Origin of the sequence: Kitasatospora sp. NPDC094019, from assembly GCF_044764505.1 — a bacterium.
Taxonomy (GTDB): domain Bacteria; phylum Actinomycetota; class Actinomycetes; order Streptomycetales; family Streptomycetaceae; genus Kitasatospora.
The window spans coordinates 309,722-324,786 of record NZ_JBIWIF010000004.1; the positions used below are offsets into that span (position 1 = coordinate 309,722).

Here is a 15,065-nt window from a genome sequence, read left to right on the forward strand (position 1 = left end):
CCCGTCTCAGCGCCGCCCGGTCAGGGTGGCCCCGACACTGGCCACCACCACGCAGCCGATCCCCGCCAACTGGGCCGCGCCCAGCAACTGCCCGAGCACCACCAGCCCGACCAGCGCGCTGACCGCCGGCTCCAGGCTCACCAGCACACTGAACACCCGCTGCGGCATCCGCCGCAGCGCGGTCATCTCCAGCGCGTAGGGGATCACCGGCAGCAGCAGGGACACCCCGGCGACCGCGAGCAGCAGCATCAGCGGCGAGGCGTCCGGCGCGGACAGCCCGTCCCACGCCTCGCCGAGCCCGAACGGCGCCACCACCAGCGCGCCGACCGTCATCGACACGGCCAGCCCCTGGAAGCCCTGGAACGCCGCCCCGACCTTGTCGGTGAACAGGATGTACGCGGCGTAGCAGGCCGCCGCCCCGAAGGCGCAGAGCAGGCCGACCGGGTCGAGTCCGGCGCCGCCCTCCCCGCCCTCGCCGAGCAGCGTCAGCAGGGCCACGCCGCCGGCCGCGAGCAGTGCCCACAGCAGGTGGCTGGCGCGGCGGGCGAAGTACAGCGCCACCGCGAGCGGACCGAGGAACTCGATGGTGGCGGCGGTGCCCATCGGCAGCCGGTCGATCGCCCCGGCGAACAGCAGGGTCATCCCGGCCGAGGCCATGCCGAGCAGGCCCGCGGCGGCCAGGTCGCGCGGCCGGCGCCCGCGCAGCCGGGGCCGGGTGACGGCGAGCAGGACGACCGCCGCGAAGCCCAGCCGGAGGAAGGTGGTGCCGCTGACCCCGAGCGGGCCGAACAGCGGCTTGGAGAACGCGATCCCGGTCTGCACCAGGAACATCGCCGTCAGACAGAGCAACGGCGCCGGGATCCTCTCCGGGCGCCGCAGGAAGTTCGGGAACCGTCGGCCGGACGGCCGGCCGGGTCCCGGGTCCGGTGGCAGCCCCTCCGCGGGCGCCCCGCCTCGTCGCCAGCCGCCCCGCTCGCCGGCGGGCTCGCCCTTCGGGGCGGGCGGCATGGCAAGCGCCTCGGCGACGGCGGTGGCCGTCGTCGGGGCGGAGGTTTCGCTGAGGTGGGGCGTGGGCATGAAGGCGAGTTTGCCGTAAGGAGCCACTGGGCGGCAAGCTCGTTACAAATATCGGGACGGATACGGACGGGTGCGTCCGAAAGGGTGGGCTTTCCCGGTGCGTACGGCGCGGCGGCCACGGTTGTCCGACGTTCCGTCAGTATCAAGGCGGCGTGCGCTATCTCCGTCCCGCGGCCCTCGCCGCCGCCTCCTTCGTCCTGCTGCTGGCCGCCGGCGGTCCGGGCGCGAGCGCCGACGAGACCGCGCCGGTGGTCGCCGCCGTCCCCCGGATCCGGGCCACCGTCCTCCCCGACCGGGTCGGCCCGCCCACCGCCCGGGCCCGGGACCTCTTCACCGGCGCGGCCTTCGACGCCTGCACCGCGCCGCCGCTGGAGACCATGCGGGCCTGGCGCGACTCCTCGCCGTACGGGGCCGTCGGCATCTACACCAGCGGGAGCCAGCGCGGCTGCGCCCAGCCGAGGCTCGGCGCCGACTGGGTGCGGCAGGCCAGGGCCATGGGGTGGCGCTTCCTGCCCGTCCACGTCGGCCTCCAGGCGCCGTGCAGCGAGCTGAGCCGGAAACCGAAGCGGATCGACCCCGCCCGGGCCGTCCAGCAGGGCCGCGAGGAGGCGGCCGAGGCGGTCCGCGGGCTCAAGGCGGTCGGGCTGGGCAAGGGCAGCCCGGTCTTCCTGGACATCGAGTCCTACCCCGTGCGCGACCCCGCCTGCGGGCAGGCCGTGGTCGACTTCACCCTTGCCTGGACCCAGGCCCTGCACCTCGCGGGCTACCGTTCCGGCTTCTACTCCAGCCTCGATTCCGGCGTCGCGGACCTCGCCGCGGCCGCCCGGGCCGGCAGTTCTCCGCTGCCCGACACCCTCTGGTACGCCCGCTGGGACGACCGGGCCGACACGGCGGGCGGCGGGCCGCTCGCCCCGGACCTCTGGGTCGGGCACCAGCGGGTCCACCAGTACCGCGGCAATGTCGAGGAGACCTACGGCGGGGCGACGCTCACCGTGGACCGCGACCAGGTCGACGCCCCGCTGGCCGGCTGAGGCGGCGCGGTCGCTGCCGCCGGGCGGGGCCGGTCCCCCGGCGCGGGCCTACTCCCGCAGGGCGAGCCCCAGGAAGCCCAGGCCGCCGCAGTGGGGGCAGGTCTGCGGGATGTGCCCGGTGCCGGTCCGGCCCGCGCGCAGGCCCATCCGCGCCTCCGTCCGCACGCCCTCCGCACAGCAGGGGCACGGCATCCGGAGCCCGGTCGGCGGTGATCCCGCCCTTCGTTCGTCACGCCCGTCACCCATGCCCCCAGTATCCCGTCCGTCCCGGTGGCCGTGATCGGGGCAACTGGGCGGGAATGCTGACAGCGAGGGTGCGGCGCGGCACAATCGGGCTCTACTGCCCCGTATTACCGCCCAGTAGCCGGTCTCCGGTCGGGCCGGGGGCAGTACCGCCGCAGTGCAGCCCAGGTCGAGGAGGACCCGTGTTCAGCACGATGCAGGACGTACCGCTCACCGTCGCCCGAATCCTTGAGCACGGGTCGACCGTCCACGCCCGCTCCACCGTCACCACCTGGGACGGCACCGGACCGGTGGTCCGGACCTACGCGGAGGTCGGGGCACGGGCCGCGCGGCTGGCCTGGGCCCTGCGGGACGAGCTCGGCGTCACGGCGGACGACCGGGTGGCCACCCTGATGTGGAACAACGCCGAGCACCTGGAGGCGTACCTCGCGGTGCCGGCGATGGGCGCGGTGCTGCACACGCTCAACCTGCGGCTCCCGGCGAACCAGCTGGCCTTCATCGTCGATCACGCCGCCGACCGCGTGATCATCGTCAACGGCACCGTGCTCCCGCTGCTGGCCGCCGTGCTGCCGCGGCTCGCCCCGACGCTCAAGCACATCGTGGTCAGCGGCCCGGGCGACCGCTCGGTGCTGGCCGGCTTCGCGGGCGGTGTGCACGACTACGAGGAGCTGATCGCCGACCGGCCGGTCGAGTACCCCTGGCTCACCGACATCGACGAGCGCCGGGCCGCCGTGCTCTGCTACACCTCCGGCACCACCGGCGACCCCAAGGGAGTGCTCTACAGCCACCGGTCGGTCTACCTGCACTGCCTCCAGGTCAACACCGGCGACAACTTCGCCTTCACCCCGCGCGACACCGCCCTGCCGGTGGTACCGATGTTCCACGTCAACGCCTGGGGCATCCCGCACGCCGCCTTCATGTCCGGCGCCAACCTGCTGATGCCGGACCGCTTCCTCCAGCCCCGGCCGATGGCCGAGATGATCGCCGCAGTGAAGCCCACCGTCAGCGCGGCCGTGCCGACGATCTGGAGCGGGCTGCTGGACGAGCTGGACGCCGGCGACTACGACACCTCCAGCCTGCGGATGGTCGTCATCGGCGGCTCGGCCTGTCCGCCCTCGCTGATGCGGGGGTACGAGGAGCGCCACGGCATCCGGGTCATCCACGCCTGGGGCATGACCGAGACCTCGCCGCTCGGCTCCTTCGCCCAGCCGCCGGGCGGCCTCACCCCCGAGGAGGAGTGGCCCTACCGGGTCAGCCAGGGCGTCTTCCCGGCCTCCGTCGAGGCCAGGCTGATCGGCCCGGGCGGCGAGCGGATGCCCCACGACGGGGCTTCGGCGGGCGAGCTGGAGGTGCGCGGCCCGTGGATCGCGGGGGCGTACTACGGCGGCGCCGGGCAGGATCCGGAGCGCCCGGACGACAAGTTCGCCGAGGACGGCTGGCTGCGCACCGGCGACGTCGGCACCATCACCGCGGACGGCTATCTGAACCTCACCGACCGGGCCAAGGACGTGATCAAGTCCGGCGGTGAGTGGATCTCCTCGGTGGACCTGGAGAACCATCTGATGGCGCACCCGGAGGTGGCCGAGGCCGCCGTGGTGGCGGTGCCGGACGAGAAGTGGGGCGAGCGTCCGCTGGCGACCGTCGTGCTGCGGCCGGGCGCCACCGCCGGGCTGCCGGAACTGCGGGCCTTCCTGGCCGGGCGGATCGCGTCCTGGCAGTTGCCGGAGCGCTGGGCGATCGTCGAGGCGGTGCCGAAGACCTCGGTCGGGAAGTTCGACAAGAAGGTGATCCGCGCCGACTACGCGGACCGGAAACTGGACGTCACGCTGCTCGGCAAGGACTGACGCCGCCGGAACCGCCAGGGCCGGCCGCCCCCGGGAAGGGGGTGGCCGGCCCTTGGCGCCGGTCCGGTACCCGGGCCGCTCCCGTGCCCGGTCAGCCGGCGGCGGCGACGCCCGCCTCGCCCATGGAGCCGATCCGCCCGAGCAGGTCGACGATCCGGGACTGGACGTCCTCCCCGGTCGAGCGTTCGGCGAGGAAGAGGACTGTCTCGCCGGTGCGCAGCCGGGGCAGCTCGCGCGGGTCGAGGTCCACCGAGGTGTAGACGACGAGCGGGGTGCGGTGCAGCCGGTCGTTGGCGCGCAGCCAGTCCAGCAGGCCGACCCGGCGGCGGCGGATCTGGAGCAGGTCCATCACCACCAGGTTGGGCTGCACGCTGCTGGCCCGGGCGACGGCGTCGTTCTCGTCCACCGCGTGCTCGACGTGCATGCCGCGCCGTTCCAGGCTGCCGATCATCGCGACGGCGATGTCCGGATCGCTCTCGACCAGCAGGACGCGCGGGGCGTGGTTCTCGCCGTCGCGCGGGGCGAGGGCGCGCAGCAGCACGGCCGGGTCGGCGCCGTACGCGGCGTCCCGGGTGGCCTGGCCGAGCCCGGCGGTGACCACCACCGGAACCCGGCTGTTGAGCGCGGCGGTGCGCAGCGACTGCAGCGCGGTGCGGGTGATCGGGCCGGTCAGCGGGTCGACGAAGAGCGCGGCGGGGAATCCGGAGACCTGGGCGTCCACCTCCTCGCGGGAGCGGACGATCACCGGATGGTAGCCGCGGTCCTGCAGTGCCCGGCTGGTGGCCGGGTCGGGCTCGGGCCAGACCAGCAGTCGGCGAGGTCCGCCGTCGGGGGCGGGCGCCAGTGCCGGGCGTTCACCCGGCTCGGTGCCGCCGGCCGCCGGGGCGATCGGCAGGGCCGTCGGGGCCGTCGGAGCGGGCGCGGCGGCCAGCTCGGCCATCGGTCTCGGCGCGAGTCGGACCTCGGCGGGCGCGGACCCGGCCGCGGGTACGACGGCGGCACCCGGTCCCGGTCCGCCGGGGGTACCGGGACCGCCGGCGCCGCCGAGCGGCCGCGGCGGGGCCAGTTCGCCCAGTCCGGTGCCGACCGGCCGCGGTCCGCCCTCGCGGCGGTCGCCGCCGGGTGAGCCGGGGGTGTCGGGGCCGACCGCGTCCGGCAGCGCCGGGGCCGCCGATGGCAGCGCGGGCAGTGCCGCGGGCGTGCCCGCTCCGGGGCCGTCGGGTGTGCCCGCTCCGGCGCCCTCCGGCGCGGCCGGGCCGCCGTTCTCGCCACCGGGACCGGGCGGGACGGCCAGTCGGCGGCGGCGGCCGGTCGGCGTGGGACCGGCGGGCTCGGCCGGGGCCGGGGCCGGGCCGGTCGGCAGGGCGTGCTCCAGTCCGGGGTAGACCGGGGTCTCGGGGACGCCGGGCAGGGCGAGGCCGCCGGAGGAGTCCTCGGCGCCGGGCAGCGCGCGGCGGCGCCGGGACGGCCGGGGCTCGGTGCCGGAGTCGTCGGGGCCGACCGCTCCGTCCGGACCGCCGCCGGTGGCCGGGTCCTCGGAGGAGGGGCCGGGGCCGAGGGCGATCGGCGTGCGCGGGCCGTCCGCGCTCCGGCGCGCTTCGTCCGCGCCGGTGTCCCCGTCCCCGTCGCCGGGCTCCGGGGCCGGGCGCCCGCCGTCGACCGGGACGGCGTAGGCGGTGCCGGAGCGGCCGTCGTCCTTGCCCCAGGGGTCGCTCTGCGGGCCGCTCGGGCCGCCGAGGACCTGCCGCCCGTACGCGGGGTCGTTCCCGGTGCCGTTCCACTGCTCGGGGACGGCCCGCTCGACCCGGGCCGGGGCGTTCGGCCACTGGTCGGCCGGGATGTCGGGGGAGCCGCCGGGGCCGGGGGAGTCCTGGGCGGGGTCGCGGTCGGCGGCCGGCAGCTCGACGGCGGGGCGTCCGCGTCGGCCCCGGCGCTGCTCGGGGGCCGGGGCCCGGTCGGTGCCGGGCTCGGCGGCCGGGTCGGCCGGCGGACCGTCGGGGGCGGAGCCCGGGGAGTCGGCGCGCCCGCCGTCCCGGGGGGTGCCGTCCGCCGGAGTGCCGTCCGCCGGAGTGCCGGCGGGGATGCGATCGGCCCCGGGGCCGGCCGCGTCGGGACCGGTGGCCGGGGAGCCCTCGGCCGCCGGCTCCTCGGCGCGCGCGGTGGGCAGCTGCGGGATGCCCGGCAGGTCGGGCAGGACGGCGCTGTCGCTCTCCTTCGGCCGGTCCGAGCGGCCCTCGGCGCCGGCGCGCTCGGCGGCGGCCTTCGCGGCGACCGGGTCCAGCGGCAGTTCGACGACATAGGTGGTGCCGGCGCGACCCGGCAGCTCGTGCGGCTGGAGCACCCCGCCGTGGCGCTCGACCACCGCGCGGGCTATCGGCAGGTGGACGGGGCTGCCGCCGCGTCCGGGGCCGCGGATCTCGACCCGGGCGACCTCCCCGCGCTGGGCGGCGGCGAGCACCACGGCCGGGGTGGTGCCTCCGCCGGTCGGCAGGGCCGGGGTGCCGGGGGCGGCGAGCCCGGGGGAGGGCAGGTCGGGCTCGGCGTCCAGCGACAGGCCGACCCCGCTGACGTCCGCGACCAGGTGGGCCAGCGCCTGGGCGAGCCGCTTCTCGTCGGCGATCACCTCGACGGCGGCGGCGTGCACGGAGAACCGCACCCGCCCGGCACCGACCAGCTCGCCCGCGAGCTCGACGGCCCGGCGGACCACCTTGTCCAGGGCGACGGGGACCCGCTCGGCGGGCTTCTGCCCCTCCTTGCCGTCCTTGCCCTCCTTGCCGTCCGCGCCCGCGGCGCTCTCCTCGGCCTCGGAACGCTGGTGGGCCAGCACCCCGTCGATCAGCTTGCCGAACCGGCGGCACTCGTCGGCGAGCCGGCGCAGCGTCCAGTTGGCCTCCGGCCAGAGCTGTCCGGCCGGATCGGCGGCGAGCGCGTCGATCCGCCGGTGCAGCGCGGTCAGCGCCCCGCCGAGCTCGCTCTCCAGGACGGCGGTGAGGTGCTCGTTGCGGGCGACCAGCGCGAGTTCGCGGCTGCGGTCGGTGAAGGTCATGACCGCGCCGACCAACTGGTCACCGTCCCGGACCGGGGCGGTGGTGAGGTCGACGGTGACCGGCCGGCCGTCCTTGCGCCACAGCACGGTGCCGCGCACCCGGTGCTTGCGCCCGGAGGTCAGGGTGTCCAGCAGCGCGGACTCCTCCAGCGACAGCGGGGTGCCGTCGGCCCGGGAGTGCTGGATCAGCGGGTGCAGCTCACGGCCGCCCAGCTCGCTGGCCCGGTACTCCAGGATGTGCGCGGCGGCCGGGTTGACCAGGACGCAGCGGCCTTCGAGGTCGACGCCCAGTACGCCCTCGGCGGCGGCCCGCAGGATCATCTCGGTCTGCTTGTGCTGGCGGCGCAGCTCGGCCTCGATGCCGAGCCGGCCGGTCAGGTCCCGGACCAGCAGCAGGAGCAGGTCGGAGGAGCGGGAGCCCTCGCGGTACGGGTCGTAGGGGACCATCGGGGAGGCCGCGTAGCCCCGGCCCTCGCTCGCGCCGGAGCCGTCGTCGTCGAAGTCGTTGCCGGAGACCTCGACCGGGAAGGTGGTGCCGTCGGTGCGCCGGGCGGTCATCCGGACCGGGCGGTCGAGCGCCTCGTCGTCGCGGGCGGCCGGTCGCATCGAGCCGGGGATCCGGCTCGGGTCGAACTCCGGGAGGAGATCGAGCACGCCCATGCCGACCAGCGAGGTGCCGGGCGCCTGGAGCGCGTGTACGGCCGCGTTGTTGGCGTCGACGACCGTGCCGTTGCTGTTGACCAGCAACAACGCGTCGGGCAGGGCGTCGAGTATGGCGGCGAGGCGAGCAGCGCCTCGGATCGGCCTGCTGCTCACGTCGACAGGTCTCCTCGGCTTCAGGGCAGCTCTCTCCGGAGAGGGCAGTATCTCATTCTTCTTTGCGGCGAGGACGACCCGCCTAGTAACGTTGTCGGCGGTTGGTGCCGGGCCCCCGGGTTGTGGCATCATCACTGGCACAAGGAACGGGTCCGCGCACGCGGGCTTGCTCCATGTGGAGGAGGCTTCGCCTAGTCCGGTCTATGGCGCCGCACTGCTAATGCGGTTTCGGGGTTATTCCTGATCGAGGGTTCAAATCCCTCAGCCTCCGCAGCCGGGAGCCCCGTCGACGATCTTGTCGGCGGGGCTCTTCGCATGTCCGGACCCGGCCGGTGGGGGCGTCCGAGGTGCCCGGATCAATCGATTTCGTCCCGCGCCGCAGGTCATGTAATGTTGTTCCCGCACCGCCCCGCTGGCAACGTTCACCAGGGCGAGCGCTCATAGCTCAACGGATAGAGCACTTGACTACGGATCAAGAGGTTGCAGGTTCGAATCCTGCTGAGCGCACCAAACCCCGCAAGGCCGGATCCGTCCGGCACTTGCGCTCATAGCTCAACGGATAGAGCACTTGACTACGGATCAAGAGGTTGCAGGTTCGAATCCTGCTGAGCGCACCAGAAGAGAACCCCCGGCCCTGGCGGCCGGGGGTTCTTTCGTTTCCGGTCCGGCTCGGCCCGTGCCGGACCGGACCGGACGGGGCCGGGGCGGCGCTCCCGCTGTCGAGGCCGGCGGTCCCGGCGGTCCCGGCCCCTCCGGCGTTCCCGGCCGTCCCGGCACGAAGGACGCCCCGGCACATCCCGGCTCAATGGGTGGAATGCGGTCCTTTCGGGTACATCCCGTCTCGCCGGGGCCCCGAGGCTGCCAATCGGGTGTCATACGGCCCACAGCGCAAGTGTCGCGGTATGACCGGACCAGGATCGTGATTCCGTTTTGTCACATCTTGTGTCCAGACTGCCCGGCCATCCAGGTCGCCCGGCAGCCGATGTGAAGGAGAGCCGGATGAACCGACAGTTCCCGGCTGCGGCCGGTGCCGCCGCGGTCCTGGTGGCCGGGCTGCTGATCGGTTGGAACCCGCCGCCCTCGGCCGCCCAGCAGTCCCCCGGGGCCTGGACCGCCGAACGCGGCGCGGTGCTGCCCTCCGGACTCTCCGTCCGACTGGACTTCTCCGCCGACCCCGGGATGTCGGTCACCGCCGGCCCGGGGAAATTGGCGGACCGCGCCGGCGGCGGCCGTTCCCGCGCGCTCTACGCCGACGGACTCCGGCCCGGAGACCCCGCCCAGGCGTTCCGGATCGCCGAGGACCGTCCGCAGGCGGACGGTTCCTGGCGCACCGTCGGAACACTGCGGCTGACGTTCTCCCGGGCCGTCCGCAATCCCCGGCTGCACCTCAGCGGGCTCGCCGGAATCAGCACCGGGAGGACCGGTTCCACCGGCACCGCGACCAGGCTCACCCTGACCGGGGGCTCACCGGCCGCCCCCACCCTGGTCAACCGCACCGACTGGCCCGGCTGGACGGTCGACGGCAACACGGTCGCCCCCGCCCGGGCCGACGGCGGCGCCGACGGTGACCCCGGGTCCGCGGCCGAGGGCAGTCTGGAGCTGGCCGGCACCTTCCGCTCGGCGATCTTCCGGGTCGAACGGCGGTCGACCGCCCGGGCCGGCTCCACCACCGCCCCGCCCCCGCTCACCCAGGCGTACACGGTCACCCTCGACGAGGGGGTCGGCACCGCGCCGCAGGGCTACGGCAACGCCTCCCACCTGCTTTCCGACCTCTATCTGGGCGGTGACGCCGCCACCCAGGGCGCCAAGGCCGACGGGCGGCCCAGCTGGCTGTTCCGGCGGCCCGACGCCGGTCGGGCGGACGGAGTCGGCGGCGGCCCGGAGGGCGGCTCCGCGGCGGGGAGCGGCGGGGAGGACGGCGGGGCCAATCCGCCCCCGCCGCAGCTCCAGCCCGGCCGGGGCGAGTACCAGGGCGCCGACCCCGCCGTCGGCTACCCCGCCGAGGCGGCGATCGGCCACGACTACCGGCTCACCCTCCCGGTCGCCGTCGGCGACTCGTCCGCCACCCTGGCCGGCTGGGTCGACTTCGACCGCAACGGCCGCTTCGACGCCACCGAGCGGGTGCAGACCGAGATCACCCCCGGCGAACACAGCGCCTCGCTGAACTGGACCGTCCCCGCCGACGCCGCCTCCGGCGAGACCTGGGCCCGGCTGCGGATCGGCCGGGACGCCGCCCAGCTGGTGCCGGCCGGCGGCTTCGCCGACTCCGGGCAGGTCTCGGACCAGCGGATCCGGCTGACCGTCGGGGCCGCCCGTCCGGAGATCGTCGAACCGGTCGACGGCACCACCCTCGCCGACGCCCGCCCCCGGATCTCCGGCGAGGGCGCGGTGGCCGGCGCGACCGTCGAGATCCGCGAGGGCGACACCGCGCTCTGCCGGACCAGGGTCGCCCGGGGCGGCGACTGGTCCTGCCGCCCGGACACGGCGCTGACCCCGGGGCGGCACAGCCTCACCCCGGTGGAGACCACCGGGGGCGGCGTGGTGCTGCTCGGCGAGCCGGTGCGGGTCACCGTCAAGACCGCGCCCCCGGGCGCACCGGTGCTCACCCTGCCCGAGTTCACCAACGACCCGGGGCTGCAGCTGGCCGGTACCGGCGAGCCGGGCAGCACCGTGACCGTGGCCGACCGGTCGGCCGGAACGCGCGAGGCGGCCGCCGGTGGCGGTGGCGCCGGCGGCCAGGGGACCGACCTGTGCAGCACGGGGGTCCGGGCCGACGGCGGCTGGTCCTGCCTGCCGGTGGAGAACCTCGCGGACGGTCGGCACCGGCTCACCCCGACCGCCACCGACCTCGCCGGGAGCCGGACCGCGGGTCAGGCGGTCGAGCTGGTCGTCGACACGGTGCCTCCGGACCGGCCGGTGCTCACGGTGCCGACCGCCGGGGAGACCCTCCGGGTCGCCCGGCCCCGGCTCGCCGGGAGAGCCGAACCCGGGGCACAGGTACTCGTCACCGCGCGGCCGGAGCGCGCCGCCGAGACCGCGCGGATCGTCGCCTGCGGGACGACGGCGGCCGTCGACGGCAGTTGGGCGTGCACGGCGAACCGTGATCTGCCGGAGGGGGAGCAGTGGCTGGTCGTCACCGCGACCGACCTGGCGGGGAACGGTACGGCGGCCGACGCCGTGGGCGTCACCGTCACCGCGGCGGGTGCGGCGGCCACGCCGACGCCGACTCCGGACCCGACTCCGGACCCGACGCCCACGGTGACTCCCTCGGCGGCTCCATCGGTGGGTCCGGCTCCGGTGGCGACCGCCGTGCCGACGCCGGTGCCGACGCCCACGGGGGCCCCCACGGCGGTGACGGTCGTGCCGTCCTCGTCCCCCACGGCCGAGCCGACGGCGTCCGCGCACCCGACGCCCACGCTCTCCCCGTCGCCGACCACGGCGGTTCCGTCCGTGGCCGCCTCGCCCTCGGTACCGGCGCCGTCGACTCCGACGGTGTCGTCCACTCCGTCCAGCCCGTCGACCCCGTCCACCCTGTCCACGCCGCCCATTTCATCGGCTCCGTCGGTGCCGTCGGTGACGGTGGCCGAGCCGGTTCTCGATCCCGTTCCGCCGGGGTTGCTGCCGGTTGTCGTTCCGCCGGTGGTGGTCCCGCCCGCGCCGTCCGCCGCTCCGGTGACGGCGGCTCCGACCGTGCCGTCGAACCCGTCGAACCCGTCGAACCCGTCGAACCCGTCGACCCCGTCCGCACCAGCCACACCGTCGAACTCGTCCACGCCGTCGACTCCGACGGTGTCGTCCCCTCCGTCGGCTCCGTCGGTGTCTTCGGCTCCGTCGGTGCCGTCGGTGACGGTGGCCGAGCCGGTTCTCGATCCCGTTCCGCCGGGGTTGCTGCCAGTTGTCGTTCCGCCGGTGGTGGTCCCGCCCGCGCCGTCCGCCGCTCCGGTGACGGCGGCTCCGGCCACCGGCGGCCCGTCCCCGACCATCTCCCCGACCATCTCCCCGACCGCTTCCGCCCCGACGTCCCCGAGCCCGACCACGCCCTCGACCCCCGCCCACACCACCGCACCGACGCCAACGTCTACGGCCACCGCCGTCACCACCCCGAGTCCGACCGCGACGGCGACCGCGACGGCGGCCGTCGCTCCGACCACCGGGGCGGACCCGGCTCCGGCGGAGGTCTCCGTCCCGGATCGGGACCGGTCCGACCGGGCCCGGGGTCCGGCCGCCCCGCCCGAGCGCGGGCAGCAGCGGGCGACCGAACCGGTGGACCCCTCGTCGCCGGTGGCCGCCGACCAGCAGCGGTCGGACGCCTGGCGCGGTGCGTTCGCCGGAATCCTGCTGATGCTCACCGGGATCGGACTGATCACCCGTCGGGTGCTCGCCCGGGGAACCGGGGTCCGGCGGCGCTGAACCGCTCCCACCATCCGCTCATGTGCCTGCGCGTCAGCCCGGCTTCGGATGATTCGTCAGGAAATGTCGACACACATAAGCTCAAATGTCGCATTTGATGACGTATGAACTTAGCCTGGCTCTGGCACTGCCCGTCAGATCCGGGCCGCCCGTTGCGCGACACACTGAACCTGAGGATCCGTGCATGGACGTCACCCGCGACTCTTCGCAGCGACCCGACCACCTGCCCAAAGCACTTCCCCCGGCCCTGCCGGAACGTTCCGCCTCCGGCTCCAGCCCGCTCGCCAAGGTGCTGCGGACAGCCGGGGCGGCCGACGGCGGTCCGCCGACCACCCCGCTGACGGTCCTCCCCGGGCCCGCCGGTTCCTCCGTCGACCCGCGCGATCCGCTGGAGGGGGGCGGGCCGGCCACCCGGCCGGTCCCGGTGGCCCCGGTGCCCCCGGTTCCGGCCCAGGACCCGGAGGCGGGCCGGGCCGGGACGTCGGCCGCCGCCACCTCGCGCCGGCCGCCGCGTGCCGACCAGGCTCTCCGCGAGCGGAGCGCGGCCGTCCTGCCCGGCTGGGTCGCCCTGCTGGCGCTGCTGCTCGGCACGGCCGCCGTCCTGCTGGTGCTGGTGCGCGACGGGGTCGTCCCGCACTGGGACGTGCTGCCCGACCTGCGCCCTGACACCGTCCGGGCCGACGGCCGGGCCGAGGTGACCGCTCGTTCGGTGGCCGCCGTGACCGCCGCCGGGCTGCTCGTCGTGCTCGCGCTCGCCGGACTGCTGGCCAACGCCGGTGGTGAGACCCGGGTGCTCACCCGCTGGGGCCGCTACCGGGGCACCGTCCGCCGCACCGGCCTGGTCTGGGTCAACCCGCTGCTGCGCCGTCGCCGGGTGGACGTCCGGCTGCGGCACTGGCGCAGCGAGCCGGCCAAGGTGGTCGACCGCACCGGTACGCCGATCGTGGTCCGGCTGCTGATCGTGTGGCGGGTCAAGGACACCGCCCGCGCGACGCTGGCGATCGAGGACCACGAGGGCTATCTGCGGGAGCAGGTCCAGGCGGTGCTCACCCGGACGGCCTCCACCCTGCCCTGCGACAGCAACGCGGCTCCCGGGCCGGCCCTGCGCGACGGCCAGTGGTTCGCCGACGAGCTGACCCGGGCGCTGGCCGCCGAGGTCGCCCCGGCCGGGCTGGAGGTCTACTCGGCGCAGCCGCTGGCACTGGACTACGCGCCGGAGGTGGCCGAGTCGATGCGCCGCCGGCGGCTGGCCGACCTGGACGCGGGCCTGCGCACGGTGCTGGTGGACGACGCGGTGGAGGCGGCGGCGCTCGCCGTGCGCCGACTGGAGCGCGCCACCGCGCACGAGCTGGACGAGGCCGCCCGGAGCGCGCTGATGGAGCACCTGCTGGTCGCCTTCGTCGCCCCGGCCGGAGTGGCCGCCTCGGTACCGCCCCCGGCCGCCCGGGCCGGGCGGAAGGAAGGACGACCGGCATGAGGATAGCCACCGGTACGGACGTCGGCCTCGCGTTCGTGGACGGGACCGCCGACGGGCTCGACACGCTCGACACGCTCGACGGGTACGACGGGTACGACGCCCGCCAGGGCTTCGAGGGCCCCGGCGGTTCCGAGGGCCTCGACACCCCGGACGGTTTCGAGGAACGCCTCGGCGGCGGTCCCGCGATCGCGGGCTGCGCCTGCCCGCACTGCGCGGCCCGGCCGCGCACCGCCGGACCGGCGCGGCCGTCCGGGGGCGGCCGAATACACCGGGCGGTGCGCACCGCCTGCCTGGCCACCACCGTGCTGGCCGGTGCCGGGGTGGTCGGACTGACCGCCGGAGCCGGGACGGCCCAGGCGGCGCCGGGCAAGCAGGGCTGGGACGGTTCCAAGTACTGGTTCAAGAACGCCCGGGGCGAGTGGCGCTGGACCGACCACTACAGCGTGTACGCGAAGGCCGTGGGCGGCTCCGCCTCCGCCGCCGGCACCTCGTCCGGCACCTCGTCCGGCTTCGCGGCCGGTGCCCAGGCCGGTTCCGGCGGGTCCACCGCGCAGCCCGCCGCACCCGAGGGAACCGTCCGGTCCGCCGGCCCGCGCCAGGGCTGGGACGGTTCCAGGTACTGGTTCAGGAACGCCCGGGGCGAGTGGCGCTGGACCAGCCACTACGACATCTATCTCGACCGCACCGGCCGGTCGGGCGGGGGGACGCCGGCCCCGGGCCCGACCGCCTCCTCGGACCGGGCGGAGTCGGTGATCGGCTACGCGCTGGCCCAGCTCGGCAAGCCCTATGTGTGGGGCGGCAACGGGCCCTCCGGCTTCGACTGCTCCGGTCTGGTGCAGCAGTCCTTCCGGCGGGCGGGCGTCGAGCTGCCGCGGGTGGCCGACGACCAGTACGCGGCGACCACCCCGATCACGGAGGACCGGCTGCGCCGGGGCGACCTGCTGTTCTGGTCGGACAGCGGCCGGGCCTCGGGGATCCACCACGTGGGGATCTACCTGGGCGGTGGGAAGTTCGTCGAGGCACCCCGGCCGGGGAAGCCGGTCCGGGTGTCGACGATCAGCGACGGCTTCCGGCCGACCCACTTCGGCCGGCCCTGACGGCAGTGGCTCCGGCGGCCCGCG

7 protein-coding genes and 3 tRNA genes are annotated in these 15,065 nt (G+C 75.7%); 8 read left to right on the forward strand and 2 right to left on the reverse strand.

Features of this window, described 5'->3' with window-relative positions; all coding sequences use genetic code 11:
• Nucleotides 1–6: 6 nt before the first annotated feature.
• A complete protein-coding gene (locus tag ACIQ9P_RS11495; protein WP_402353412.1) occupies nt 7–1,077 on the reverse strand; it encodes an EamA family transporter in 1,071 nt (356 codons plus the stop codon).
• A 152-nt stretch (nt 1,078–1,229) separates the two neighbouring features.
• Here ACIQ9P_RS11495 and ACIQ9P_RS11500 point away from each other — a divergent pair, with 152 nt between their 5' ends.
• A complete protein-coding gene (locus tag ACIQ9P_RS11500; protein ID WP_402353415.1) occupies nt 1,230–2,108 on the forward strand; it encodes a DUF1906 domain-containing protein in 879 nt (292 codons plus the stop codon).
• Nucleotides 2,109–2,533: 425 nt separating this feature from the next.
• On the forward strand, nt 2,534–4,195 hold the full coding sequence (locus ACIQ9P_RS11505) for a long-chain fatty acid--CoA ligase (RefSeq protein WP_402353417.1): 1,662 nt from the start codon (nt 2,534–2,536) through the stop codon (nt 4,193–4,195).
• A gap of 91 nt (nt 4,196–4,286) precedes the next feature.
• Here ACIQ9P_RS11505 and ACIQ9P_RS11510 read toward each other — a convergent pair whose 3' ends face one another.
• On the reverse strand, nt 4,287–8,057 hold the full coding sequence (locus tag ACIQ9P_RS11510; RefSeq protein WP_402353420.1) for a PAS domain-containing protein: 3,771 nt from the start codon (nt 8,055–8,057) through the stop codon (nt 4,287–4,289).
• A gap of 180 nt (nt 8,058–8,237) precedes the next feature.
• On the opposite strand from ACIQ9P_RS11510, the gene ACIQ9P_RS11515 reads away from it, so the two are divergent.
• The 6 genes from ACIQ9P_RS11515 to ACIQ9P_RS11540 all read left to right on the forward strand — a co-directional run bounded on the left by ACIQ9P_RS11515 (nt 8,238) and on the right by ACIQ9P_RS11540 (nt 15,041).
• A tRNA-Ser gene (locus ACIQ9P_RS11515) sits at nt 8,238–8,328 on the forward strand.
• Between the two features lie 163 nt (nt 8,329–8,491).
• A tRNA-Arg gene (locus ACIQ9P_RS11520) sits at nt 8,492–8,567 on the forward strand.
• A gap of 31 nt (nt 8,568–8,598) precedes the next feature.
• A tRNA-Arg gene (locus ACIQ9P_RS11525) sits at nt 8,599–8,674 on the forward strand.
• Nucleotides 8,675–9,056: 382 nt separating this feature from the next.
• Entirely contained in the window at nt 9,057–12,467 is a 3,411-nt protein-coding gene (locus ACIQ9P_RS11530) for an Ig-like domain-containing protein (protein WP_402353423.1), read from the forward strand.
• Nucleotides 12,468–12,651: 184 nt separating this feature from the next.
• Nucleotides 12,652–13,944, forward strand: coding sequence for an SPFH domain-containing protein (locus tag ACIQ9P_RS11535; RefSeq protein WP_402353426.1), 1,293 nt, complete (start codon nt 12,652–12,654; stop codon nt 13,942–13,944).
• Nucleotides 13,941–15,041 (forward strand): C40 family peptidase, encoded by a 1,101-nt coding sequence (locus tag ACIQ9P_RS11540; protein WP_402353429.1) that lies wholly within the window; start codon nt 13,941–13,943, stop codon nt 15,039–15,041. The genes ACIQ9P_RS11535 and ACIQ9P_RS11540 overlap by 4 nt, the downstream gene beginning before the upstream one ends.
• Nucleotides 15,042–15,065 lie beyond the last annotated feature (24 nt).